Consider the following 22,938-nt stretch of genomic DNA (forward strand, 5'->3'; position numbering starts at 1 on the left):
TCCCGGCCGGCTCGCCTGCGCGGCCATGGAGGCGACGGCGGCGTCGAACTGGTCCTTGCCCGCGGTCCAGGCCGGGGCCAGCTCGCTCTCGATCCACACCCGCATACCGAGCTTGATCGCGGCGGCGGCGGCCTTGCCGGTGGCGTCGTTCGGCGCGGTGAGCGTCTGCTGGTTCGCCTTCGGCGCCGTCGTCTGCTGCTGCTTGGGCGCGGTGGAGGGGTCGGGCTGCGGCTGGGTGGTGTCCGGCTGCTGCGGATCGTCGGACGGCGGGGTCACCTCGTCCTGCTCGGGCGCGGTGGAGGTCTCCACCTTCGGCGCGTCCTCGCCATTGGTGTCGCTCTGCGTCCGCGGCTCGCCCTGGGTCTGAGTGGTGTCGGCGGGCGGCGCGTTCGGATCCTCCAGGGTCTGCAGGTCCGGATCCGCCTGGGTCTGCCGGTTCTGCTGGTTCTGGGTGGTGTCGTCGGGACCGGGGGACGCGGTCGTCTCACCCGAGGTGGTCGACGACGTCCCGGAGGAACCGCCGCCGCCCGAGCAGTCGAACTCGCCGCCCTGGCACGCCTTGGCCGGCGGCTTGGTGATGTTGCCGTCGACGTCCTTGCAGACGTACTTGCCCGCACTGTGGTCGTACTTGCACAGCACCTGGTCCTTGTCGGCACAGTCCTGCATGCCGGGGCCCTTGTTGGTCGAGTCGGTGCAGAACAGCACCGGGCCGGGGTACGGGACGCCCTCCTTGAGCTTCTCGCCGTCGTTACGCGCCCAGAACCGCACGATGTCGAGGGCGTCCTTGGGAGTCTTGGCCATCCAGGAGCAGTACATGTACTCGGGGGTGCCGGTGCCGAGGATGTCGTCGCATTCGCTGTTGGAGACGTCGTCGGTGTTGGGGGCGGCGAGGGCGATGCCGGTGGGGATGCCGATGGTCAGCGTGAGGAGCACGGCGGTGAGCGCGATGATCCATTCGCGTTTACGGAGGTGGAGCATGGCCGGTGTTCTCCTGGTCGGTCAGAGAGGCTGGGGGCAGGTCTTGGTGTAGGTGACGGTCACGCCGACGGTTCCGGAGCCCTTGGTGCCCTTGTTGTCACCGGACCACGAGATGGACAGGTACGTGCTGAGGGGTTTGCCGCAGTCGGCTGTGGTTCCCGGTCCGACCTGGAGCGAGAAGTCAACAGTGATGCTGTCGCCGTCGCCGATGCTGCCGCTGCCGGGTGTCGTGGCGAGGTGGGAGCCGCCGGCGCGCCAGGTGATCGCCCCGGTTCGGCTGGCCAGCGTCACCCTTCCCTGGCGGCTGGTGCCCAGGTCGACCGAGGAGGTGGAGGCGGAGAGCGACGGTGGAGGTGGCGGTGGTGGGGGCGGCGGGGTGCTGATCTGTGGCTGGGGTGTCGGCGTGGCGGACGTTTTCGGTGGCGTGGAGTGGCGCGGAGGCGGTGGGGTGTCGGGGCCGGTGCCTAGGGGTGGCGGGCTGCTGCGTCTGGGCGTGCTGCTGGGCTTGGTCGGGGGTGCGGAGTGCGGCGGTGGTGGCGGACGGCGTGTGGTCGGGCGGGATGCAGCGAGCGGAGTGAGGGACGGCGTGGTGGTGGGATGGGAGACCTGCGTGCCGGTGGTCAGCGGCAGCGGCGGCGGAGGTGGGGACTCCACGACGGGGGGCAACCGGTCGCCGGGCGTCACGACGAGCGTGTCGTCGGCGGCGGTCACACGGGCTGGCCTGCCGGTGTCGGGTGCGAAGACCAGTGACCAGGTGGCCGCCGTCGCGGCCAGCGCGGCCACGGTGATCATGCTCAGACGCCCCCACCGGATGCGGCTTTCCGGGTCAGCGGCGTCCAGGTCGGGTTCCCAGAAGTCCGCGGGCGACGGTCCCCCGGTGGGCCGTTCGGGTGTGAAGCCTTCGTCCATGGTCAGTGGCTGGCCAGGCGGCGGCGGGTTCTCCAGCGCGTCGGGCTGTACGGGGAACCCGTCGGGGTGCCAGCCTTCGCCGCCGGTTTCAGCGGTGGCCATCGATGACTTCGGTGCAGTGAGGATCTCGTCCGGCGGGAGGGGGCTCGCCAGGATGGGCCGGCGTGTCAGCAGCGTCGTGATCGTCGCCTTGGCTGGTGCGGCCTGGCAGACGGGGCAGGCGCCTACGTGCCGGCTGATGTGGGCCCGTATCAGCCGCGTGGGTGATGTCACCCATGAGGTGACCAGGTCGGCCAGCAGCGTGCACCGGGGGTTGGGGCGGCGGGCGTCCATGACGGCGGCGAGCCAGCGTTCGGCGTTGCGTTTGCCCTGGAGCGCCGCTGCGGCCACGGCGTCGGTCGCGATGTCGAGGATCCGGGCGACCTCGTCCAGGGTGAGATCGTGGCGCAGGGTCAGGTCGAGGATCTCGCGTTCGCGCGGGTCCAGGCAGGCGAGTACCTCATGCGCGAGCTCGGCGGGCCCGTCATTGGCCGGAGCGATGTTCCCGCCGGTTGCTGTGGTGCCGGCGAGTCTGGCCTGGCACTCGGCGCGGGCCAGCGCATACAGCCAGGCGCGCTGAAGCCGGGAGTCCGACAGCCGTCTGGCGTGAGCGGTGGCGCCGTGGAAGGTGCCCACCGTGGCCGACAGGGCTTCGTCGTCGGTCAGCAGGAAGCGGCAGTAGTCGTAGAGACGGTCCGCGTACTCGCGGCAGAGGTCTCGCAGCGTGGCGGGGGCGTCGGCGTGCGCTGTGGCGGACCCTGATGCGGGCTGTGGAGCTGCGCCGGAAAGGGAGTGTGTCACTGCTGTCGTTCCTGTGGCTCGGCCTGAGTGGCGGCGCGGATTGCGGCGTTGCGGGCGACGATGGCGTCCTGGGCGGTGATGCGGGCCGCTTCGGCGTCGAGCATGTCGGCGAGCTTCTTGTCGGTGCGGATCCATCCCTTCTCGAAATGGATCCACCAGGTGTTCTGGTAGTGGACGGCGTAGGCGATGGTCTGGCCGAGGGGGGAGACCAGGCCGCGGTCGAACGCCTTGTTCATGTCGGCGTGACTGATGATCACGGGCAGGGTGTCCGGTTCGCGAGAGGACGGCTGGTCTGCGGGGTGCGCGGGGAGCGACATGGCGGGTTGCTCCTTCTACTGGCGCAGCTCGGGGCCGTCGAGGCCGAGCGTTCGATGGGGAGGCGCAAGGTGGGGTCCTGCCGGGGCCCTGCTGAGTCCGTGTTCACGCTGCAGTGCCTCGCGCGTGGTGTGCTCGCTCATGGTCACCTCGGTGTTGGTGGTGCGCTGTGAGGTGCCGGTGGTGAACTCGGCGCGGGTGTGGTCGGCCAGCAGGTCACGTCCGATCTCCACTGCGATGCCCGACTCCACCGCGGTGCGGGCCAGGCGGGCGACATATCCCGAAGCGGCCGGCGGAGCGTCCGGGCGGATTGATGTCTCGTGCGTCGCGGGCGGGGCGGCGGATCTGGCGCGGGCCAGCTCCCAGGCGAGCGTCAGCTCCTGCACCGGTTCTCCGTACCGGTCGACGGCGACGATCGCCTCGTAGATGTCGCGGCGGTCGGTACTGGTGAACACCTCGGGATCGAGCCAGGCCGCGACCCCGCGTAGGTGCTCGGGATGCTGGATCAGATCGGCCAGCAGCGCCTCCTCTCGCAGTATCCGCAGATCCTGCCGGACGGCTTGCGCGGGCAGGGCAGCGTCGGTCTCGATGTCAAAGCGGACGGCGTTGGAGCGCAGCGCCTGCGACAGCAGAGCCATGTGGTCGCGTTCGGTGTCCAGGCCGCGTGTCGGACCGGCCGCCTCGGCCAGGCGGTCGGCGTGGCCGAGGAGTTCCCGATGCAGGGAGGCTTCCTGGATCATGCGGCCGTACACGGCGATGGAGGAGACGTCGGGGCCGGACAGTGCCAGCGTGGCGAGCCGGGTGGCGTCGATTCCGGGCACGTTGGCGTGCTCGATGATCCGGTCGGCCAGCGCCGCGCCCCAGATGGCCGGTTCATTGGCGTGGACGTCGAGGAATGCGGCGAAGACGGCCTGGTGGTCGAGGCGGTGGAAGTGCCGGGGCAGCAGGTAGGGCACGTCGTTGACGAGGCTGGGGTCGTAGATGAGCGCGCCGATGAGTGCTTCTTCGGTGCGGTGGACCAGATCAGGCATCCTTGCCGGGCTTTCTGTCGTTGTCCGACCCGCCGGACCTCCTGGCCGGCAGGTCCACGGAAATGGCGCCGCGCGCCCTTACGAGGGCGGGGTCCCCGGCCGTCATCGCGGTCCCCCGCGTGCCGTCCGGCCGGCGCGGCGGTGCTCGACGCTGCGATCGGCCAGGGCCAGGGCGACGCGGCGTTGGTCCAGGCGGTGGGCGAGTTCGGGGTCGGTGACCCGGAGCCAGCCGCCTTGGCCGGGCACCCACCAGGAGCCGTCATGACGGAGCAGGTCGGTGACGGTCGTGCTCAACGGGACGGCGGTGCGATTCTGCCGGTGGGTGTCCATGGTGGCGGGGGTCAGGAACAGGTAGCCGTCACGGCGCCCGGGTGCAGGGGTGCCGGCGATGAGGCGGTGGGCGGGGATGCCGGCGGCGGGATCGGCTTGCTGCCATCGCCGTTGCAGGGCCGGGTCTTCGGCGGCCGTGCCGTCGGCGCCGCGGTGTCCGGCGCGGCAGCCAGCGGCATAGAAGGTGATGGCCGCGTGCATGGTCTGGCGGAGTTCTGCGTGCCAGTAGCGTGCCGCCTGACCGGACGGCTGGTCGGCGTCGTAGATCTCCTCGCGCCAGGCTTTGAGCGCCCACAGCTCTTCGATCAGGCCGGGGTGGTGGGCCCAGCAGTACGGCAGGCGTTCCTCCACGCCGAGTTCGTACCGGTCGTGCAGCCAGGTGACCCAGGCCACCAGTTCGCTCCAGCTGGTGCGGCGCTGGGTGGGGTCCATGCGGTGCCACTCGACCAGGCGCGGGCGGCGGTGCCTGGGCTTGCGGGGGCCGCGTTTCAAGGTGCTCACGTGCTGGTCGCGGTAGCCGGTGTCCAGCGACAACCTCACCGGTACGGAGACGTGGACTTTGGCGGTGTGGTCAGGCGGCTGGGTCATCGTCGGCTCTCTCGCGTCTGGTCGGCTGCGGTGCGGGGTGTGTCACTGGGCGGATCTGATTCGGCGGCGTGGATCAGCTGGGCGACCGCGGCGGCGGAGCGGGCGTAGGCGTCACGGTCGGCGCCTTCGTAGTGCCGGGTCATCCGCACCAGCACGGCCGGGGTGGTGGCGTGGATGACCAGGGCCTCCCGCCGCCGTTCCGACAGGGTGCGGATCGCCTCGGGCGGGAGGGTCTTGCGATCGTGCAGCGTGGACTGGACGGTATGGCCGCTGCTGCCGCGCTGGTGAGTGGTGAGGAGCTCGCGGTACTCACCGGCCAGGGTGGACAGATCCCGCAGCTCATCGCCGGACAGGCCACCGAGGGCGATCTTGACGGTGGAGGCGCCCCACAACATGGCCGCCCCCTCGCGGCCCCAGCGGTTCTCGGCCTGCGCCATGTTCTGCAGCACCGCGACGACGAAGATGCCCGAACCGCCCGCATACGACATCAGCGCCGGAAGGTGCGGTAGCGGGACGACGTTGGCGACCTCGTCGCAGATCAGGCCGAGCGGCGGATCCAGCCGACCGCCCGGTGAGGCGTCGGCGAGTCTTTTGGCGGTCTCGGTGAGCTCGTCGACGAACGCCGAGATCAACGGTGCCAGGTCGCTGGCCTGCTTCTCCGAGACCAGCAGATAGATCGTGCCGCGGCGGCCCAGGAAGGCCTCCATGTCGATGCCCTCCCCCACCGGTGGGGTGAAGGTGGCGCGCGCAGCGGTTGACAGCAGCGGCGCCACGGCCGTCTGCACGGTGGTCCACAGATTGGAGCGGGTGCCCTCGGGGGACCGGTAGGCGGCGTCCAGCATCGCGGCGGTGCCCGGCGCCGCACCGGGGTGATCGCGCAGGATCTTCACCGGCTGGTCCAGGCGTTCGTCCAACGCCCACCGCAGCACATCAGCCATCGAGCGGCCCGACAGGGCGGCGGCGTGCAACCAGCCGGCGAGCAGGTTGGTGGCCGTCATACCGAAGTAGGCGGCGTTGCCCGAATCCTGCTGGGCGCCGCTCTTGCCGACGGTGACCATGACATCCGCCCGTGCCCGGGCCTTGTCGAAGCTTTCGCACCCCGAGGTGGGTGACCAGCGCACCAGGTCGGGCCAACCGATCATGCCAGTGGGCGTCATCACCAACACGGGGCGGTCGCCTTCGGCGCGCAGCAGCGCCGTGGCCTCGACCACGTCCTTGCGGACCGAGGTGACCAGAGCGGGCCCCGGCCAGCGGTGCAGCCAGGGGATGATGACCATGCTCGTCTTGCCCTGGCGGGGCGCGGACATCAACAGGACCGACGACTCAGAGCTGACGGCCAGCGGCATGCCGCCTGTTCGAGCGCGACCGAGACGGACGCCGACGTCCTCCACGGTGAAGTCGGTGCCGGCGACGCTGGGGCGCACGACCGCCCCTCGGACGAGGACCGCCTGCTGCGACATCGATCGGGCGAGCTCGCGGCGCGAGGCGAACCCGCGATGGGAGCGCCCGCCGAACCGGCGGATACCGGCAACGGCTGCGGCCACCAGACCGGTGAAGGTGGCCAAGGCCGAGAGCAGGAAGCCTGGCCAGCCAGGCAGGGATGCGCGTGCCGAGGCCGGCCAAGCCTGCTTGGGATCGGACAGATGGTGCGGCAGCCGTGTCAGTACCGAGAAACAGTCGCCGAGGTCGGCGTCCGGCCAGGAGAAGGCGAACACCAGCCCGGCGATCTGGCCGGTCAGCCAGACCCCGACCACCGAGACGGCAATGCATGCCAGCCCCCCGAACAACAGATAGTCGGCAGGGCCGTCGAACACTGCGCGGCCGGCGATGGTCTCGTTTCGTGCCATCTCAGACCGCCATGCGCTCGTTGGTCCAGTACAACCGCCGCTCCAGCGGGGTCAAGACGACCTGGACGACATGACTGGCGCTGCGGCCGATCTTCCAGATCGCCCGGCCCAGCTGCTCACCGGACCAGGCCGCGATATGCGCGCACTCGGTGTCGGTCAGGCCGATCGCATCCCGGGTCATCGCCAGCGGAGCGGTGTCCTGCCGCAGGCAGATCCGCACATCGCAGCTCGCGATCAGGTTCCTGGCAATCGTGACCTCCTGCGACCCTTCCGGGCCCACCGCTTCGAAGTCGGCGAGCCGGTGGGTGGCCAGGACCTGGATGGTGCCCTGCGCGCGCGACAGCCGCAGGTCGGAGTCGACCTTGCGGATCATGGCGGGCACGCGCATGGCGCGCCACAACTCGTCCCGCACGACGAGGCGGAGCGGGCCGCCAGGTTCGTCGATGGCCGCCTGCCCCCAGGAGGAGACGCAGGCGAGCGTCATGGCCACGGTCTCATCCCCCCGGCCGTTGATCCGCGACAGGTCGACGGTCTGGATCGGCGCGTCGAAGTCGAGCCGGACGCTGGTCGGCCCGTCGAACAACCCCGACAGCGAGTCGCGCACCATGTTGCCCAGGGCGTCGGTGGCCCGGCGGATCATCTCCCGCAGCTCTCCGACGTCCTGGCCGCGTACCCGGAGTTCGCCGGCCATCTCCGGCAGCGGGTCGCGCATGAGCTGCCACACCTGCGGGATGGTCGGGTCCTTCAACACGGTCGCGCCGGCAGCCTGTCCGGAGGCGTACTTGATCGCCAGACTGATCGCCGCCTCCTCGGTCGGGGTGAGATCGCTGCCAAGCCGCATGACCAGTAGCGATGAGAGCAGGGTGATCCGGCGGCGGTGGATCTCCTCCAGCCGCTCCCGCAACTGCTCGATGTCGCCGGTCAGGTGCGCGCCGAGCGGCCCGGCGTCCAGCGGGTTGAGCCGGGCGCCCAGGCCGGGGCCGAGTTCGACCGGCGCAACACCGAACGCGCGGGCCAGCGGGGCGTACTCGTTCTTGATGTCGCCCAGCACGAACGTCTTGACGCCGTAGGCGCTCAGCCGGGTGATCAGCGCCTTGATCGTGGCCGACTTGCCGGCGCCCGGAACTCCGGTGATGAGCATGTTCGGATTGCTGATGAACCCCCGTCGCAGCCACTCGATCGGATGGCAGGCGAAAGCCCCGCCCGACAGACAGTCGACACCGACGTATACGCCCACCGGCGGCATGCTCGCCCCGTACAGCCACGGGTACAGGCCCTGCACCTGGCCGGTGCTGCCCCGGAAGACGGGGATGTCCGGGAAACGAGGAGCACGTCCGCCGAACGGTCGGGCGTCACCGCGACGGGGCGGACTCGGAGCTTTGTGGTGCTGCCGATCGGCTCTTTCCGGGTGCTTCTTCGTTTCGGCCGCCCGAGTACCGACAACTTCGGCGAGGTCGAATGTCGGCAGCGTGGCGCGGTTCCTCCTTCTCAGGCCCATGGTCACCACCTCTTCCGCGGCAGGCCCATGCCCAGCGGCAGCGCGCTGAGCGCGAAACCGATGTCCTGGGCCATCCACATCCGGCGGATCGAGATCCGCGCCGCCGCGGCGTCGGCCTCCAACGCAGCGCAGGCATCGTCCAACTTGGCCGGATCGGTGACGGTGACCGCGACATAGGCGGAGAACCGGACCAGCCCGTGCCCGGCCGCACGTTCCCGATCCTGGGCACGGGCACGGTCCAGAGCGGCCCGCTCGTGCTCGGGCACGATCTGGCCGGTGCGCTGCCGCATCCTGATCGCGACATCACGAGCGGTGCGCTCCCGCATGACCTCCTGCTCGGCCTTACGCGGGCCGAGCGGCTCAACATGCAACGAGAAGGCCCGCCGATGGTCGCCCTCACCGAGCAACGGCGCCAGCGCAGTGGAGTACACCTGGTGACGCGGCCAGTCATGAACCACATAGCTCACCGTCTGAGCACCGTCGTGAAGATAAGAGCCCGACCGGGCCTCGGCCGCCGCCGGACCCGCCAAGGCCGGGTCGACGCCCGCCAACTCGCCGTCCTCGACGCCGGCCAGCGCCCCGGCGCGTTGCTCCGCCAGCACGCGGGCCGAGTGGGGGTCGAAGGCGGTCCGCAACACCTCGGCCAGTTCACGCGGATCGAGCCAGCCCTCCACCTGCAGGTCCGCGCCGCTGATCGCTGAACTCAGCGCTTTGAGATGCCGGACCAGGACAACAGCGCCCCCCGCCGCACCACCGCCTGCGGCCCTGATCTGCGACGCTGCCCGCTTGTGGTCCATGGTGAAGGACAACAACGCCTCCCGCTGCGACGTCGCCAGCGTCGAGGTTTCCAGCAACGTCCCGGTGACCTGCACAGCGACAGGCGGCGCCTCCCCGCTGAGATGGTCGGCGTGCCACCGGCGCAGCGCCGCACCGGACTCGGGAACCAGCCGCTGGAGCGCCTGCACCCGCACGATCGGATTGCCCTCCGTGCACAGGCTGGACAGCAAGCCACCCCAACCGGCCACCCGCAGGTCCCGGCGCGCGGAGTCGACCAGCCCGATCCCGGGAAAGCGGATCCTGGCCACCGCGGTAAAGGTCCGCTCATACCGGTTGTGCACCACCGCCAAGGCGGCGCCGCTCCCGAAGCCGGCTTCCATGATGGTCAACGGCGCCAGAATGCCCGGCAGATCCATCCGAGCGGGCGCGTTAGGACGAGCCTTCGAGCGCGGCGCGAACGCGGCGCTGGCGAACTTGTTCTGGTCCCGCGACCGCAGCAACGCATACGAGGTGGCGGCCGCGATCCACTCATCGACCGTCCTGCCGGCGATGCGGACGAACACCAGAGTGATCAACAGACCGGCGACCGGCCAGCACACCGCGCCCGCAGTGATGTCGGAGACGGCCAGCGGCCACGCGGCGGAAAGCACCCCGGCGGCGAGCATCGCAGCACGCTGGCCACTGACCCCGAAGATGAAGGCGACCTTCTCCTCCTGCCAGCCGAAATACGTCCGCGAGGCCGGCGTACCGTTGCCGCCACCGGCGGTCATATCGCTTCTCCCTCGGGTGCTTGACGGTCGTCGATGGGCCGCGGCTGCGGCGCTGAAACAACCTCTTCGATCTCAGGCTGAGCCGGCACAGCAGGTGGATCCGGCGCTGCGGGATTGGCCTCTTCGGCCGGAACCTGACCGACCGGGATCTCGGCGGGTGATTCCGCTGCGGACGGCTGCTGCGCAAAGGGCTCCACCCACGATGAGTTCGCAACGATCCACCCCTCTCCCGACGCGCTCGAGTCGGGTACGGGAACGGGGACGCCGCCGAGACTGCCGTTCCCGGGAGCGGAAGTCCCGCTGCCGTAGGGGTGCCGATAGCGGGCGCGACCGGCGTAGTGCGGTGCTCCTGCCGCGTAGGTGGCGGGTCTCCCGCTCATTCCGGCATGTGCCGCCATCTGGTCCATGCCACCGCTGAGACTGTTGATCGCCCTCTGAGCTGCCTGGAGGGCCGAAACCATCACCGCTGCCGGACCGGCCACGGCAGCCGTACCTGCGCCCGCGGCCGCTGATGCGCCATCGCCGGAGTGTGCGAACGACGCCATCGTGCGGGCCTCGGACGCCTGGCTGAATTCGTCGGGGTCGACGCCAGCCGGTGCACCGCTCCCCACGCCCGAACCGGCCCTACCGGCGGCGAACCCGAGAAGAGCGCCCAGTCCCGTACTGCCGCCGACCTCAACGCTGGCAAAGGAGAAGAACCGGGCGATGGCCGGCCAGGCGAAAACCGCCAGGATCAGCACGAGCATCCCGGCAAGAACGGACTGGACGTCCTTCCCCTTTCCGGTCAGCCCGAATCCCACAGCGAAGACCAGCGCAATGATCGGCTTGAGGACGATCAGCTGCCCGGTGGCCACCGCGAACTTCGTCCACCACGATCGGGTGGCCTCCGACACCTGCCCGGCCGCCGCGATCGGCGAGGTCGCCACCAGGACGGCGACGGCCGCGTTTCGCAGCAGCAATTCGAACCACAGCACCAGCGTGAGCAAGATTGCGATCACGGCCAGCAGCAGGAGAAGCGCACCCTGCTGCCCTACGGCGTTCCACGCGATCAGACCGGTGAACCTCGCTGTGAGGGCGCGCGTGCTGCCGAAGCTCCGTACGACGATGACCTCGGTCAACTCGTCCGCGGCCCTGAGCGAAGCGCCGGCGATGACCGTAGTCAGTAGGAACGCCAGCCCTGCCTTCCCGACACCGATCAGCCCTTGGGCCAGCGCAGAGCCGTCATGTGTGACGGCCGTTCTGATGACCTGGCCCAGTAGCAGCAGAGCGGCGATCACACCGGCGATGTAGATGGAGATCAGGTAGACGCTGCGAACCGCAGGAGAGGTGGGATCGATTGGCGGGATAGCGACGAACGCGCTGCCGAAGCTTTCCAACAGCGTGTTCGCTGCGACCATGAAGCTGTGCACGATCGCGTTGAAGGCCGTGCCGGCGATGCCGCTGACGCCTCCGCCGATGACATCCCCGAGGCACCCGGCAGGGTCGAAGGGCGGACACTCCACGGTTGGCCTCCTCGATGGTCGGACGAAGACGATGCGTTACGGCGTCTGGGGTTCACGACGAGGCCAACGGCAGCCATCCGAACACAGCCGCCTCATCCGATCCCGGCGTGGTCTGGAGATCCGAATAGTTCGCGCTCAAGGTAGGGGCGGGCATCTTCCAGTCGTCGGCGACCCAGCGGAGCTGGAGCGGAAAGACACCGATGCGGTTCTGCGGATCCCGGCCCGGCAGGGTGGTCTGGTAGTAGCCCAGCAGGATGACGGTCACCGAATCGGCAGTGATCTGCCGAATCTGGTAGGCCACCGGAGTCAGCAGCACCGACGCGCCATCAGGGACCGGTCCGCTGGTCGGCAGACCCAGCCGCCTGCGAGTGTTGACCGGCCCTTCGGACAGCTCCGCGGCGGCAGTTCTCCAGACCGGATCCGCGACGACGGTGCCGACCTGCGCCGCGCGGGCCCGGTCGAGCGTCGAGGCGATCTGCCCCCAGTACTCCACCGCGGCCGAGATCGCGCCGAGCATCGAGTGCGGATACCCGACCGAGACCTCGTGCACCATTCGACTTCCCGGCAAGAGCCGCAACGGCGGCGGGCGCTCCCCGAACGGGACCAAGGAACCATCCTGATGAATCCCGATGACCGACCCCGGCCCTACTGCGGCCGCGGGGATACGGTTGTCCGAGGGGCGTTCGGGCATCAGGGCCGTCTGGACTACGAGGCCGACGATCACGTAAGTGACCAGGCCAAGCGCGATCACGAACAGGTAGAAGAGGACCGGCCGGCGCCGCCGGAGGAAGATGTTGCTCATGTACTCTTCCGCGTCGCGCTAGGAAGCTGCACCGAAGACCGTGTTGACCATGGGGATCGCGATCGCCGTGACGACCACGCCTCCCAGGCTCCACACCAGGGCGCGCTTGCCCTTGTCCGCATGGTCAGGCCGGTTGGACAGGGCGCCGACGGCCATCAAGCCACCGGAGACCACGGCCGCGACCGCGCACGCGATCAGAGCTCCCCATTTGGCGTAGGCCAGCAGAAGTGTGACGCCGTTGCTGCCGGCGGTCGGGTCCTGGGGGGCGGGATTGTCGATGTCCGCCGCCAAAGTCTGGACAGCGGCATGGACGCCATCATGCAGAGACAACAAAAAGGACATATCGGGCTCCTTGGGGGGACAGGGCCCGCTCGCCCGTCGGTACGCGTACGGGAGCGGCTCGATCGCAACGGAAGAGGAATCTGAGCTGCGATGCTTGCTCAGCAAACAACCTGGAACGGTTATAGGGCGCTTGACCAGCTCCTGTCAACCATGGCAAACAACCGGTAGGGGTAGGTGGATGGTTTGCCCCGCTGCAGTGAACACTGCATGATGGATCGGACACCGATCTTGCGATGGTGAGCCGACGGAGGGCTACGGCGACATGACCGACAGCGAACCCGGCATGCTCGCCCAGCGCCTGGACCATCTGTTCCGGACGGTCCACCCGAAGGGGCGTAAACCCTACACGCTGCGCGAGGCGGCCAAAGAGATCAACGACGAGACGGGCAGATCGGTCATCTCCGCCGCCTACCTGTCCCAGCTGCGGACGGGTGAGAAGACCAATCCCAGTCACGAGCGGCTGGCCGCCATCGCCCGCTTCTTCGGCGTCGACGTGACCTACTTCACCGACGACGAGGTGGCCGAGCGTACCGACAACCAGCTCGCGGTCATCAACGCGGTCCGCGACAACGGCGTGCGCCGGCTGGCCCTGCGAGCCTCAGGGCTCTCCCCCGAGACCCTCCAGGCCTTGCTGAGCATGGTCGAGCAGGCCAGGAAGATCGAAGGACTGCCGGACGACGACCCGACTCCATGATCGGCCCTCCGCAACCGCGCTCGTAAAGATCTACCTGACTCGGATCTCCCGCTCTGTACGGCGTCTCCGCTGCAAGCAAGCGTTTACCAGGTGCGCAACGCCCGCGATCTCCTTTACTCTCCCATTACTCGGAGAGGGTGGATTGCCGCAATCGTGCCGTGGAGTCCCATCCTGTCGGCCTCCCTCTCCACCGAGCGGGGGGGAGTTCGGGGTGAACGTGCGTAAGAGCTTTCGGGCCCTCTGCGAGGAACGCCTGCGTGAGCTGACAGTTCCACATCCTTTTGAGATCACCGCGTTCTGCGAGTCGGTATCTCTGACGCGCGGCAAACCCCTGGTCCTGACAGCGGCCCCCATGACCCCCACCGCGGACTCCTGCCCCTACGGCCTGTGGGTCGGCTTCGACCACGCCGATCACATCTACTACGAGCAGAACACCAGCCCTCTGCACCAGGCCGCGATCATCCTGCACGAGGTCTCCCACATACTGCTCGGCCACCCCTCCGACGTGGCCGACCTCGCCGAAATGCTGCCCGATGTCGATCCGGCGAAGGTCCGGTACTGGCTGAGCCGGCACACCGGCCTCACCGTCCCCACCACCCAGGAGCTCCAGGCCGAGCTGTTCTCCACCTTGATCCTGGAGCGAGCCACCACCACCCGTTCCCGTTCCCGCCGGACCGGCTGACCGTGGCCCACCGGCCCTCGACCGGCTCACGGTGCGCCTCGCCGAAGACTCCACCCCGTTGATCAGCATCATCTTGGCTGCTCAACGGGATTACCGGAGCCTTAACGCCCTGCGCCCACTGTGGCGGCACCTCACCGGCGCAGTCCCCCAGGTCATCCTCTTCACCCCGCCCAGCCGGCTCACCGATCTCGCTTCATTGGCCGATCTCCGCGTCCGCCTACTGCGCCGCACCATCGAGATACACGACGCCCGGCTGGCACTGCGCGGCTATGTCACCGACGAGGACTACCAGTGGATCCAAGACACACTCACCGGCCGCGGGCTCGCGGGGGAACAGCTCGACGCGGCCGTCGAAGCCGTCTGGCTCACCGCCGCGGTCACCGCCAAGCATCGCGGCACGGCTTTCACCCCGCCTTCCGCCAGACCAGCCCACGGGGGCGGCGACCTGCCAAGCGAGGTCCGCTGGCTGCGCCTCATCGAACACGCACGCCGATCCCGGGCAGCCGCGACCGTCCTCCACGAACTCGACCAGCGGATGGCCAAACGGCGGCGGTGAGCTCCCCCTGAAACACGCACGCGGCAGCTTCTCACCTGCTCGTAGCCGCGCCACCCTCAAGAGTCCGAGCTGCCCGAGCAGTCGCCACACCATCAGGGCGGGAGCCGTACCGCCGACCGCAAACACCAGGCCGGCAAACGTGACCATCGCAGTCAGACGTTTGTTGTTCGCCACAGTTGACGCCACTTCGGCGACATCGCTACCGTGCTTCCATCCGTTTGCCACGGCAAACAGCGTCAGCTCGCCTGGCTCGACTCCCGGAATGCGCGAGGGACTTCCACATGCCCGCCATCCCTTCTGCTCCGCGTGCCCGGACCCGCTCGTGAGCGGCAGGGTCGTCATCGCCGCAGTCGTGTTCCTCAGCGCACCGCTCACGCTGGTCCTGGGAATCGCACTCGGCTCGGCTTCAAGCACGACGACCAACTCACCGCCGCTTGACGTCGAGCCCGCATGCCAGAACACCACCCGGCCACCTACGAAGACGCCAGACGGCGCAATGCCCGACGCCTCCCGCACGCAGGCCGCCCTCACCACAGCGACACCCACCTGTCCCTCGCCGGTCCCAGCCGGGGATACCGGCGCAGCCATCCTGGCCCAGGCACAAAAATGGATCGGACTGGCCTACCAGTACGGCGGCGGCGACCAGAACGGCCCGACAGTGGGGACGAACTCCAACGGCAGCGGCAATCCGGGCTTCGACTGCTCCGGCCTGACCGTCTGGGCGGTCCATCAGGCGACCAACGGCAAGGTGCTCCTTCCCCGGACCGCGGCCACACAATTCCAAGACCGCCGCTGGCGGCACGTTCCCTACGACCAACTCCAGGTCGGCGACCTGGTCTTCTGGCCAGGCAGCTCAGGGACCCCCAGCGCGCCGTCACACGTGGGCATCTACGCCGGCGACCAGCGCTTCTTCAACGCGCCGTTCACCGGCGCCAAGCTCCGCTTCGACTCCATGGCACCAGGCACCTACCGCTACCAGACCTTCATCGCAGGCGCCCGCATCACCGGCTAAGATAAACCCACGTATACGCATCCTCGTTGATCAGTACCACGGTCTACGCGAGCGCACGCAGCGCACCGACCACATACCCGAGGGAGTGGGACCACCGATGAGCGCCACGCCTTCAGACCCCGGCCCCCTGGCGCGTCGCCTGGAGCACCTGTTCCAGACGGTCCACCCCAAAGGCGGCAAGCCCTACACCAACGTCGAGGTCGCCGAAGCGATCAACGCCGCCGCCGGCGAGAAGGTCATTTCCCAAGCCTACGTATGGCAGCTGCGCAAGGGCATCAAGGACAACCCCACCAAACGCCACCTCGCCGCCCTCGCGGCGTTCTTCGGCGTCTCGGTCCTGTACTTCTTCGACGACGAAGACGCCGACAACCCCACCGCCCCCGCCACCAAGCTCGACCTGGCACTGAAGGACGACGCAGTCAAAGATGTCGCCCTACGCGCCGCCGGCCTCTCCGACGAAACCCTGAAAACCATCCAAGACATGATCGACCGCGCCCGAACCCTCGAAGGACTACCCGCCGTAGAACAGTGAGTAGTCGGCGGCGAAACCGGCCTCCACATGGCTGGTCGGAAGAGCTGGCACGCCAGATCCAGATAGTTCGCTCCTGGAGGATGTCCACTCTCCCAGTCGAGCAACGACCGCTCGTTCAGGACGCGAGAGTCGAGCCCCTGCTCCTCGCGCATGCGGCGCATCGCTCCACTACCACGCTGCGTAACTATGCGATGCTTCCGGCGCTTCCGGGTGCAGCCGTACGGCCGGAAAGTCAACGGCCTGGAGCCAGCGCGCTACCCGCACCGTTCGCCGAGCCCGGGCCGCGGTGGCGGCGGAAGAGATGGTCGTCGAAGCGCAGGCCGACGTAGGAGAGGCAGGCCACGGATCTGAGAAGCCGCGTCGAGGGCCAGCGGCAGAACAACGGCCCGCACCCCACGGCGAGATGCCGACCGACCAGCGTGATTTCCTTAACGCTCTATTCAGGCTGAGAAACCTCCAGGGTGTGCACGGATCGTAACGGCACTGTCAGCAGGACTCGCAATGTCAGAAGCCGGGAGCCTGCGGCGAGTGAGGCCGGTGATCGGCCAAGGAGCCCATCGGGAGTGGCCCAGTCGGCCGACGGCGCCGATTTCATCCAGCCACTGCCAGCCCTCCTTCATGGCGCGAGCGGTGTAGACCCGCAGCAATTCGGCGCAGGCGTGTGCGTCACCCTCGGCAGTATGGGCACGGCGCAGGTGGATCCCTTCGGCTCGAACGCAGTCGGCAAGGCTGCCACAGCCGGCAGATCTACCGAAGCGTCGCGACAGCGCCAGTGTGCACAGCGCGAGCATGTCGTCGGGCGCGGCTCCGGCACGGGCGAATTCGGCGCTGAGAACTCCGGTGTCGTAGCGGGCGTTGTGGGCGACAATGACCGCGCCGTCGAGGAGGGATGCGACATTCCCGGCGATCTGGGCGAAGTGTGGCGCGCCTGCGAGGTCCCCTGCCGTGAGTCCGTGGATGTGTGTTGGACCTGGTCCGATCCCGGAGTCGACGATCGTGGAGTAGGAACGGTCCTCACTGCCGTCCGGGTGAAGCCGAAGAACCGCGATCTCGACGATGCGGGCCTTACGCGCGTCCGTGGAGGTCGTCTCCACATCAACGACGGCGTAAGGCAGGGAGCCGACGCGGTGACGGCGTGAGGATGCGGTCGTGGTCGTCGGGCTTTCGGTTTCTACCGGAAGAACGTCGACCGTTTGCTCGGCGAGCGAGGCGATGGCTTCCCAGGTAGCCGGGACGTCCAGGTTACGGGCCGCGTAGGCATAAGCCAGCAGGTCGTCGCCTATGACGTTGTCGTACTTGTCGATTCTCTTCTCGGGGACCAGCCTGGCCAGGTCGACGGCCTCAGGGGGTTCGCACTCCGCCAGTTCGGTGAGCAGTTGTGCGGCGGCCTGGGGTGAGGTGTCGCAAAGCAGCAGAGCTACGCCTTGTCTCGCGACGCCGATGCCACGGGTGTGCATGGCCAGGGCTGCTGTGGTCATGATGGTGTCTCCGCGGAACGGGAACAGCAGCATGTCGTTGCCGTAGCTCACCAGGGGGTTGGTGCCCAAGCCGAGGCGGTGGTAGGCGGCGCGTCCCTCGGCCAAGAGTCGCTGTGCGGTCGCATCGAGATAGATCGGGATCGCCGTGTCCTCGTAGATACGTCGCATCTCGGTCCTGATGCGGTCGTGAATCTCGGGCCCGGTTCCAGCAAAACGTGGCGGGCGGCCTCCGGAGGAGCGGGTCACTTCGATGACCTTGGCGTGCGTGTCGATGCTGTGAATCCGCCAGCGGCGGCCGGCGAAGATGAGCAGCGATCCCTCAGGAAGCGAGTGATCCAAGGGAAGGCTGCCGAGGGTTCGCCCTTCCGTGGTGATCCGGTACTCCGTCGGGGCGTCGAAGGCCGCATAGAAGGTGTAGTGGTTGACCAGACGCTCACCAATTCCGCCGTGCAGGAGCAGCCCGTCAGATTCCTGCCGGATGAGATCACCCGCGCCGAGGTCCCGCAGCAGCGTGGCGAAGGTGGGGGCATCCACCTGGCGGAAGGGGCCTTGGACGCACAACACACGGTAGGCATCCTGTGGGCTGATCCCGCCGTGCTGAGCGATCAGCGAGAGCAGTTGTTGCACGACTGTGGATAGGTGCAGGGCTCTCGCGTGCGGAGGTTCGTACCACCGCTGCAGGAGAAGTTCGATGGTGGCGATCGCCTGGACGAGCTGGGCTCGGATCTCGTCGGCGGGATGCTTGGTGCCGGTCGGCTCTGACTCGCTGATGTAGAGCCGCAGCACGGCCGGTCCCCCGCGGCGTCCCGACCGGCCCAGGCGCTGCCGCAGCGCGGCCACGCTGGGCGGCGCCCCGATCTGGGCTACCGAGGAGACCGATCCGATGTCGATTCCCATCTCCAGTGTGGAGGTACACACGGCGGTGACAGGGCGGGTCCGGTCTTTAAGTCGCGTTTCGGTGTCTTCCCGGATGTCCTTGGACAGGTTGCCGTGGTGGGGGACGAACTCGTTCGGTACGCCGACCTCATCGCAGCGGCGGCTGAGCAGATCGGTGTAGTCCTCGACACTGCCGCGTGAGTTGGCGAATACAAGATTGTGACTGCCGCGCAGGGTGGCGAACAGATGGTCTGCGATCGCGAGGCGATCACCAGAAGCGACGTCATCAGGACGGACGTCCACGCCCATGGCGTCGTGTGCGGGCTTGGCTCGTGGATCAATTCTGGGAGCCGTCTCGATGTATCCGCGTAACTGCAAACGTAGTTCCTGGGCATCAGCGGTCGAGACGATCGAGGTGACCAGATCTCCTCGTCCCGGGCGCAGGAAGTCGGCGGCGGACCGCATATCTCCGAGAGTCGCCGACAGGCCGATGCGAGGGACGCGGCGACGGCTCGCCAGATCAAGGCGGTGCATGAGCGACTGCAGCTGGGCACCACGTTCGGTGCCGATGAAGGAGTGGAGTTCGTCGATGACGACATAACGCAGAGCCGCCATGAGATCGCGCATCTTCCAGCCGCGTAGAACGAACAGCGCCTCCAGAGATTCCGGAGTGATCAGCAAGATGCCACGAGGTCGTTCGATCAGCTTGCTCTTGGCGTGAGCGCCCACATCGCCATGCCAGCGGGCGACCGGGATGTCCAAGCCTGCGCACAAGTCATCGAGCCGGCCGTACTGGTCGTTGATCAGCGCCTTTAGCGGACTCACGTATATGGCCGTGAACCCCGCAGCCGCAGCAGGCTCTTCGACGAGCCTGGAGCAGATCGGCAGGAAGGCGGCCTCCGTCTTGCCGGACGCGGTCGCGGCAGCGATGAGCACATCGGTGTCGCCTGCGAGCACCGGCGCCACGGCCGCTTCCTGGGCGGGACGTAGTTCGGGCCACTCTTGCTGCCAGATCCAGCGTTGAACCCTGGGATGGAGCCGTTCGAAGGCGTCAGAGCCGGAAGGAGGTGAGGTCGTCATTGTCAGCTGCTTCCGTCCGAGGAGTCCAAGAGGGTGCCGACGTACCGTCCTCCTCCTCAAGTGGTGTCAGGTCAGGGTTGGCTTCTTGCCGCAGTTCGACTGACGGCAGAATCTGCCGCCAGCCCACTCCCGGGTTCTGCTCCAGTACGGCGAGCAGATCGCAGAAGGCTTTGATCGTGGTGCGCGGTGTGCGGAAGTAGGCATCGCCGACTCGCGCCGAACAGTGGTGCATGAACGCGGGCAACGCATCGTCACTCAGTAGATATCGCGACGGATCACCCGAAGCATGGACGTGGCGCAGCTTGGTGAGCAAGACATAGAGGTCTTCTTGTGTCAGCGGCGCCAGCCGCAGTACTGGTCCGGAGTAGTCGACCAGGCCACCAGAGGCGAAGCCGTTCTCCGCCAGCCGAGACTGGAGAGCGGCGTAGCTGTACAGGCCGCGGCGGGTGTCGGCGATGAATTCCGGCGTACCGCCGAAAACGAATCCCAGGTGGGCGGCAGTGCCCTGGAGAGTGTCGTTCAGGATGCGCAGTATCTGCTCGTAGTTGGAGTTACGCGCCTGGGTGGAGGCCAGTTTGTACAGGTTCACCATCTCGTCGAGACACACCAGCAGCCCGTCGTAGCCGGCCAGCCGGACGAACCGGCTCATCAGCTTCAGGTGATCGTGGAAGGTGGCGTCGTCGATGATGGTGCGTACGCCCAGCGCCGATCGGGCGTCGGTCCGGGTAGCGAACTCTGCCCGCAGCCAGCGGATGGCCGCGACCTTGAGTTGCTCGTCCCCATTGTCGTGCCCACGCCAGTAGGCTCCGACGACTTCAGCGAAGTCGTAACCACCTGTCATCTCCGACAGGTGGGCCAAGCGCGCGCGGATGACCTGCCCTGGGTCCACACCGGTCTGCTGTGATTCGGCCAGGGCGGTCGAGACAAAGCGCTCCAGCACACTGCTCAGCGCTCCTCCATCCGGTTTGGCCCGGGTGGCCATGTTGCGCATCAGCTCGGCGTACAGGCTGCGCGCCTGGCCACTGCTGGAGTGCAGGCGACGGTCGGGGTTGAGGTCGGCATGTACGGTGACCAGCTTCTTCTCCAGCGCGACGGAACGCACCAGGTGCAGGAAGAAGGTCTTGCCGGCACCGAAGTCACCGATGATGAACCGGATCGCCGAACCCCCGGCGGCGATCCGGCCGATGTCGGTGACCAGAGCCTCCACCTCCGGGGCCCTGCCCACCTGTACGTGCCGCTGGCCCAGTCGCGGAACCACTCCGGCGCGTAGCGACTGCAGCAGAGCATCGCGTTCGCGGGGGCGGATCGGAGTCGTCGTGGTCACGTCAGCATCTCTCCCAGCACATGTCGGACCACCCAGATCGGGTCGTCTCCTTCGAGCAATGGATCACCGGTCAGGTCGTAGGCCGCCTCGTTCACCTGGTCCAGCGCACCATCAGGGAGCAGGCTCCAGCGCGCCGCCAGCTCTTCGAACTGTGCGCGGGAGAGCTGCTCGACACCTGCCAGCGCGCGAACCAGCCCGGAGTGGCGTCCATCCAGTCCTGCCACCGGATCGGTTACCGGCGGCGGAGCGTGCGCCGGTGCAGGCTCCTCATCGGCGAAGATCAACCCCAGCAGCGCGTCGACGCGTGCGGTCTCGGCGAGTTTCGCCGCGATCACCGCTTGGTCGAGTCGTACCGAAGACGGCTCGACAGATATGAAAGGCGTCCGAGGGATCGCATAACCCCTCTCCGGCTCCGCTGGCCGGACCGTCACCGGGTCGGATGCCGGCGGCGGGACGCGGGTGTCCGGCAGCATCGACTTGATCAGATCGGGTGGAAGGGCGAGTAAGCGATAGATCCTGCTCAGTGTCTTAATCTCACTGGCGGAGATATGACCATCTGCGGCCGCGACTCCGGTGAGGAATTCGGCGATGGCCACGCGCTGGTTCTCGTCGATCCCCTCGATGCGCCGCGTCAGACCGCTGATCTTGACCTGCGTGGCGGTGAGCCAGCGCAAATGGGCATGCAAGCGCCGCCGCTCCTCCGGAGTGAGATGCAGTGCTCGTTGCAGATGGTCGCTCAAGTGGCGCTGCTCTGCCTCGGAGGTCTCCCCATCAGCCGCGCTGAGCGCGGCAGCTAGATGGAGTAGCAAGGTCGCGGCCTGATAGGCGTCCGATGCCGCCGCCGTCGGGCCACCAGACGCCGCGAACAAGACCACGGAACCACTGACCGGCACCGGTCCTCCCAGCCGAGGATCGGGCTCGACACCGATTCCGGCCTGGCCTAGCAGCGTGGTGAGAGCGATCGTGTCCTTCTTGGTCGGTTTGGCGCCAGGCGACGAGATCAGCGCAGCGAACTCCTCCGCCGCGACGAGTACGACCTCATCCACGCCCAACCGCTGTCGCGCCCAGGCCACGGCCCGACCAGCACTGCCAGAGGCCAAGTCCACCAACTCCGGTGGCAGAAGCGCCTGCGCCTGAACAGTCCCCTGGCCGTCGGGAGTACGGCCGAGGTACCGGCTGTAGGCCTCCAACTCCGAGGTGCACTCATCGGCCAGCACCACGAGCTTGCGTGTCGGAGCAGCCAGCGTCAGCACGTCCGGGATGCCTGGCAGCGTGATCTCGGCGACTCCTCGAAAGCTGGCGCTGGCTGGCCGATAGTCGAGGCTCAGTTCCTTCCGCCCAGGCCGTGCCACCAAGCCGTCACCATGGTGGGCCGCGTAACGCCTCCGGAACAACGCGTCGAATTCGTTCGCACAGCGCGTGGCCGCGGTGCGCGGGTAATAGTCCGGATGCGAGCGAATCCAGCTCAGCGCCCAATCGACCGGCACCGGCCTGTGTCGGGCGGCGAAGGTGCCTAGGCCTGCACGCAAGTACAGCGAAGGCGGTGAGTCGCGCGTCGGAGCAGGCGGCGCTCCAACTTGTAAGCCCAGCCACGTGATGGCGAGGACATCCAGAACCTGTTCGAGCTGCCCGGCATAACGACGGAAGGAGTTGTTACGGCCGTAGGCGGCGAGCAAACGCCGCACCTCACCATGAATGGCAGACAACTCCTGCGCAGCACTGGAACGATCCAGCACCAGATCGTGCAACACCCGTCGCTCTAAGCCGTACAGGTAGAGGAAGACATAGCCAATGGGCACCTGCGGATGACGGCGTCCATCCGCCAGCCACGCCAGGTATGCGGCACGGCACTGCGGCGAGATCGACGAGTAGGAGGGCCAGTAATCCAGGCCAGCACCCGCCCAGTCAGGGCGACGCATGTCCACAGGGAGCCGGGGGTCGATGAGTGCCGGTTCCACTGTGGCTTGGGATGCGGACAATAGGCCCGATCCGACGTAGACCAGCCCACCGATGATGTTCTGGCCCGCAATAGTGACCGTCACTCCGGGCGGAACCCATGGGTACGCAGGAACCGGCGGAGTGACCGGCACAGGCAGGCGGATGTACGCGGCCGCAGCATGTCGGCCCAGGGCAGGAGGATGTAGGTTGCCGGAGCTTGAGTGCACAACTGGTCGC

Annotated in this window: 19 protein-coding genes; 5 read left to right on the forward strand and 14 right to left on the reverse strand. The window is 67.9% G+C overall.

The window, feature by feature from the left end:
• The 11 genes from IEY93_RS12745 to IEY93_RS12795 form a co-directional block, all read right to left on the reverse strand.
• Positions 1 to 978, reverse strand: a 978-nt coding sequence (locus IEY93_RS12745) for a hypothetical protein (RefSeq protein ID WP_229691083.1), incomplete at its 3' end; no start/stop codon positions are given.
• 21 nt (positions 979 to 999) lie between these two features.
• Complete coding sequence (locus IEY93_RS12750; RefSeq protein ID WP_189163231.1) at positions 1,000 to 2,727, reverse strand: RNA polymerase sigma factor; 1,728 nt, start codon at positions 2,725 to 2,727, stop codon at positions 1,000 to 1,002.
• Positions 2,724 to 3,044 (reverse strand): hypothetical protein, encoded by a 321-nt coding sequence (locus tag IEY93_RS12755; RefSeq protein WP_189163232.1) that lies wholly within the window; start codon positions 3,042 to 3,044, stop codon positions 2,724 to 2,726. Before IEY93_RS12755 ends, IEY93_RS12750 begins: the two co-directional genes overlap by 4 nt.
• 15 nt (positions 3,045 to 3,059) lie before the next feature.
• Positions 3,060 to 4,073, reverse strand: coding sequence for a DnaB-like helicase N-terminal domain-containing protein (locus IEY93_RS12760; RefSeq protein WP_189163233.1), 1,014 nt, complete (start codon positions 4,071 to 4,073; stop codon positions 3,060 to 3,062).
• A 102-nt stretch (positions 4,074 to 4,175) separates the two neighbouring features.
• Positions 4,176 to 4,991 carry a hypothetical protein gene (locus tag IEY93_RS12765; RefSeq protein ID WP_189163234.1) on the reverse strand — a complete coding sequence of 272 codons (816 nt, stop codon included), beginning with the start codon at positions 4,989 to 4,991 and terminating at the stop codon, positions 4,176 to 4,178.
• Positions 4,988 to 6,838, reverse strand: coding sequence for a type IV secretory system conjugative DNA transfer family protein (locus IEY93_RS12770; RefSeq protein WP_189163235.1), 1,851 nt, complete (start codon positions 6,836 to 6,838; stop codon positions 4,988 to 4,990). The genes IEY93_RS12765 and IEY93_RS12770 overlap by 4 nt, the downstream gene beginning before the upstream one ends.
• 1 nt (position 6,839) lies before the next feature.
• A complete protein-coding gene (locus IEY93_RS12775; protein ID WP_372444491.1) occupies positions 6,840 to 8,084 on the reverse strand; it encodes a VirB4 family type IV secretion system protein in 1,245 nt (414 codons plus the stop codon).
• A 254-nt stretch (positions 8,085 to 8,338) separates the two neighbouring features.
• The gene (locus IEY93_RS12780) at positions 8,339 to 9,883 is read right to left on the reverse strand and encodes an SCO6880 family protein (protein ID WP_189163237.1); all 1,545 of its coding nucleotides are present in this window, start codon (positions 9,881 to 9,883) and stop codon (positions 8,339 to 8,341) included.
• On the reverse strand, positions 9,880 to 11,385 hold the full coding sequence (locus IEY93_RS12785; protein ID WP_189163238.1) for a hypothetical protein: 1,506 nt from the start codon (positions 11,383 to 11,385) through the stop codon (positions 9,880 to 9,882). Before IEY93_RS12785 ends, IEY93_RS12780 begins: the two co-directional genes overlap by 4 nt.
• A gap of 52 nt (positions 11,386 to 11,437) precedes the next feature.
• Positions 11,438 to 12,187: a DUF8175 domain-containg protein gene (locus tag IEY93_RS12790; RefSeq protein WP_189163239.1), complete on the reverse strand. Its 750-nt coding sequence runs from the start codon at positions 12,185 to 12,187 to the stop codon at positions 11,438 to 11,440.
• Between the two features lie 18 nt (positions 12,188 to 12,205).
• A complete protein-coding gene (locus IEY93_RS12795; RefSeq protein ID WP_189163240.1) occupies positions 12,206 to 12,529 on the reverse strand; it encodes a hypothetical protein in 324 nt (107 codons plus the stop codon).
• Positions 12,530 to 12,791: 262 nt separating this feature from the next.
• Between IEY93_RS12795 and IEY93_RS12800 the strand changes: the two genes are divergently transcribed.
• The 5 genes from IEY93_RS12800 (at position 12,792) to IEY93_RS12820 (ending at position 16,005) form a co-directional block, all read left to right on the forward strand.
• The gene (locus tag IEY93_RS12800; protein WP_189163241.1) at positions 12,792 to 13,223 is read left to right on the forward strand and encodes a helix-turn-helix domain-containing protein; all 432 of its coding nucleotides are present in this window, start codon (positions 12,792 to 12,794) and stop codon (positions 13,221 to 13,223) included.
• Between the two features lie 352 nt (positions 13,224 to 13,575).
• Positions 13,576 to 13,905, forward strand: a complete 330-nt coding sequence (locus IEY93_RS12805; protein WP_189163242.1) for a hypothetical protein — start codon at positions 13,576 to 13,578, stop codon at positions 13,903 to 13,905.
• Between the two features lie 58 nt (positions 13,906 to 13,963).
• A complete protein-coding gene (locus tag IEY93_RS12810; RefSeq protein ID WP_189163243.1) occupies positions 13,964 to 14,461 on the forward strand; it encodes an MAB_1171c family putative transporter in 498 nt (165 codons plus the stop codon).
• Between the two features lie 496 nt (positions 14,462 to 14,957).
• A complete protein-coding gene (locus IEY93_RS12815; RefSeq protein WP_189163244.1) occupies positions 14,958 to 15,473 on the forward strand; it encodes a C40 family peptidase in 516 nt (171 codons plus the stop codon).
• A gap of 97 nt (positions 15,474 to 15,570) precedes the next feature.
• On the forward strand, positions 15,571 to 16,005 hold the full coding sequence (locus IEY93_RS12820) for a helix-turn-helix domain-containing protein (RefSeq protein ID WP_189163245.1): 435 nt from the start codon (positions 15,571 to 15,573) through the stop codon (positions 16,003 to 16,005).
• A 440-nt stretch (positions 16,006 to 16,445) separates the two neighbouring features.
• Here the strand turns inward: IEY93_RS12820 and IEY93_RS12825 are convergent, their stop codons facing one another.
• The 3 genes from IEY93_RS12825 to IEY93_RS12835 are packed head-to-tail and all read right to left on the reverse strand — an operon-like array spanning position 16,446 to position 22,805.
• Positions 16,446 to 19,439 (reverse strand): DEAD/DEAH box helicase, encoded by a 2,994-nt coding sequence (locus IEY93_RS12825; protein WP_189163246.1) that lies wholly within the window; start codon positions 19,437 to 19,439, stop codon positions 16,446 to 16,448.
• On the reverse strand, positions 19,411 to 20,763 hold the full coding sequence (locus IEY93_RS12830; protein ID WP_189163247.1) for an ATP-binding protein: 1,353 nt from the start codon (positions 20,761 to 20,763) through the stop codon (positions 19,411 to 19,413). Before IEY93_RS12830 ends, IEY93_RS12825 begins: the two co-directional genes overlap by 29 nt.
• Complete coding sequence (locus IEY93_RS12835) at positions 20,760 to 22,805, reverse strand: tellurite resistance TerB family protein (RefSeq protein WP_189163248.1); 2,046 nt, start codon at positions 22,803 to 22,805, stop codon at positions 20,760 to 20,762. The genes IEY93_RS12830 and IEY93_RS12835 overlap by 4 nt, the downstream gene beginning before the upstream one ends.
• Between the last annotated feature and the right edge of the window lie 133 nt (positions 22,806 to 22,938).

The organism is Sphaerisporangium melleum (assembly GCF_014646695.1).
Lineage (GTDB): Bacteria > Actinomycetota > Actinomycetes > Streptosporangiales > Streptosporangiaceae > Sphaerisporangium > Sphaerisporangium melleum.

Bases quoted from the DNA above. Each gene is read 5' to 3' on its own strand.
- IEY93_RS12760 (WP_189163233.1), bottom strand. From the start codon at position 4,073: ATGCCTGATCTGGTCCACCGCACCGAAGAAGCACTCATCGGCGCGCTC.
- IEY93_RS12790 (WP_189163239.1), bottom strand. From the start codon at position 12,187: ATGAGCAACATCTTCCTCCGGCGGCGCCGGCCGGTCCTCTTCTACCTG.
- IEY93_RS12815 (WP_189163244.1), top strand. From the start codon at position 14,958: ATGCCCGACGCCTCCCGCACGCAGGCCGCCCTCACCACAGCGACACCC.
- IEY93_RS12780 (WP_189163237.1), bottom strand. From the start codon at position 9,883: ATGACCGCCGGTGGCGGCAACGGTACGCCGGCCTCGCGGACGTATTTC.
- IEY93_RS12805 (WP_189163242.1), top strand. From the start codon at position 13,576: ATGACCCCCACCGCGGACTCCTGCCCCTACGGCCTGTGGGTCGGCTTC.
- IEY93_RS12765 (WP_189163234.1), bottom strand. From the start codon at position 4,991: ATGACCCAGCCGCCTGACCACACCGCCAAAGTCCACGTCTCCGTACCG.
- IEY93_RS12820 (WP_189163245.1), top strand. From the start codon at position 15,571: ATGAGCGCCACGCCTTCAGACCCCGGCCCCCTGGCGCGTCGCCTGGAG.
- IEY93_RS12800 (WP_189163241.1), top strand. From the start codon at position 12,792: ATGACCGACAGCGAACCCGGCATGCTCGCCCAGCGCCTGGACCATCTG.
- IEY93_RS12755 (WP_189163232.1), bottom strand. From the start codon at position 3,044: ATGTCGCTCCCCGCGCACCCCGCAGACCAGCCGTCCTCTCGCGAACCG.
- IEY93_RS12770 (WP_189163235.1), bottom strand. From the start codon at position 6,838: ATGGCACGAAACGAGACCATCGCCGGCCGCGCAGTGTTCGACGGCCCT.
- IEY93_RS12825 (WP_189163246.1), bottom strand. From the start codon at position 19,439: ATGACGACCTCACCTCCTTCCGGCTCTGACGCCTTCGAACGGCTCCAT.
- IEY93_RS12775 (WP_372444491.1), bottom strand. From the start codon at position 8,084: ATGCCGCCGGTGGGCGTATACGTCGGTGTCGACTGTCTGTCGGGCGGG.
- IEY93_RS12795 (WP_189163240.1), bottom strand. From the start codon at position 12,529: ATGTCCTTTTTGTTGTCTCTGCATGATGGCGTCCATGCCGCTGTCCAG.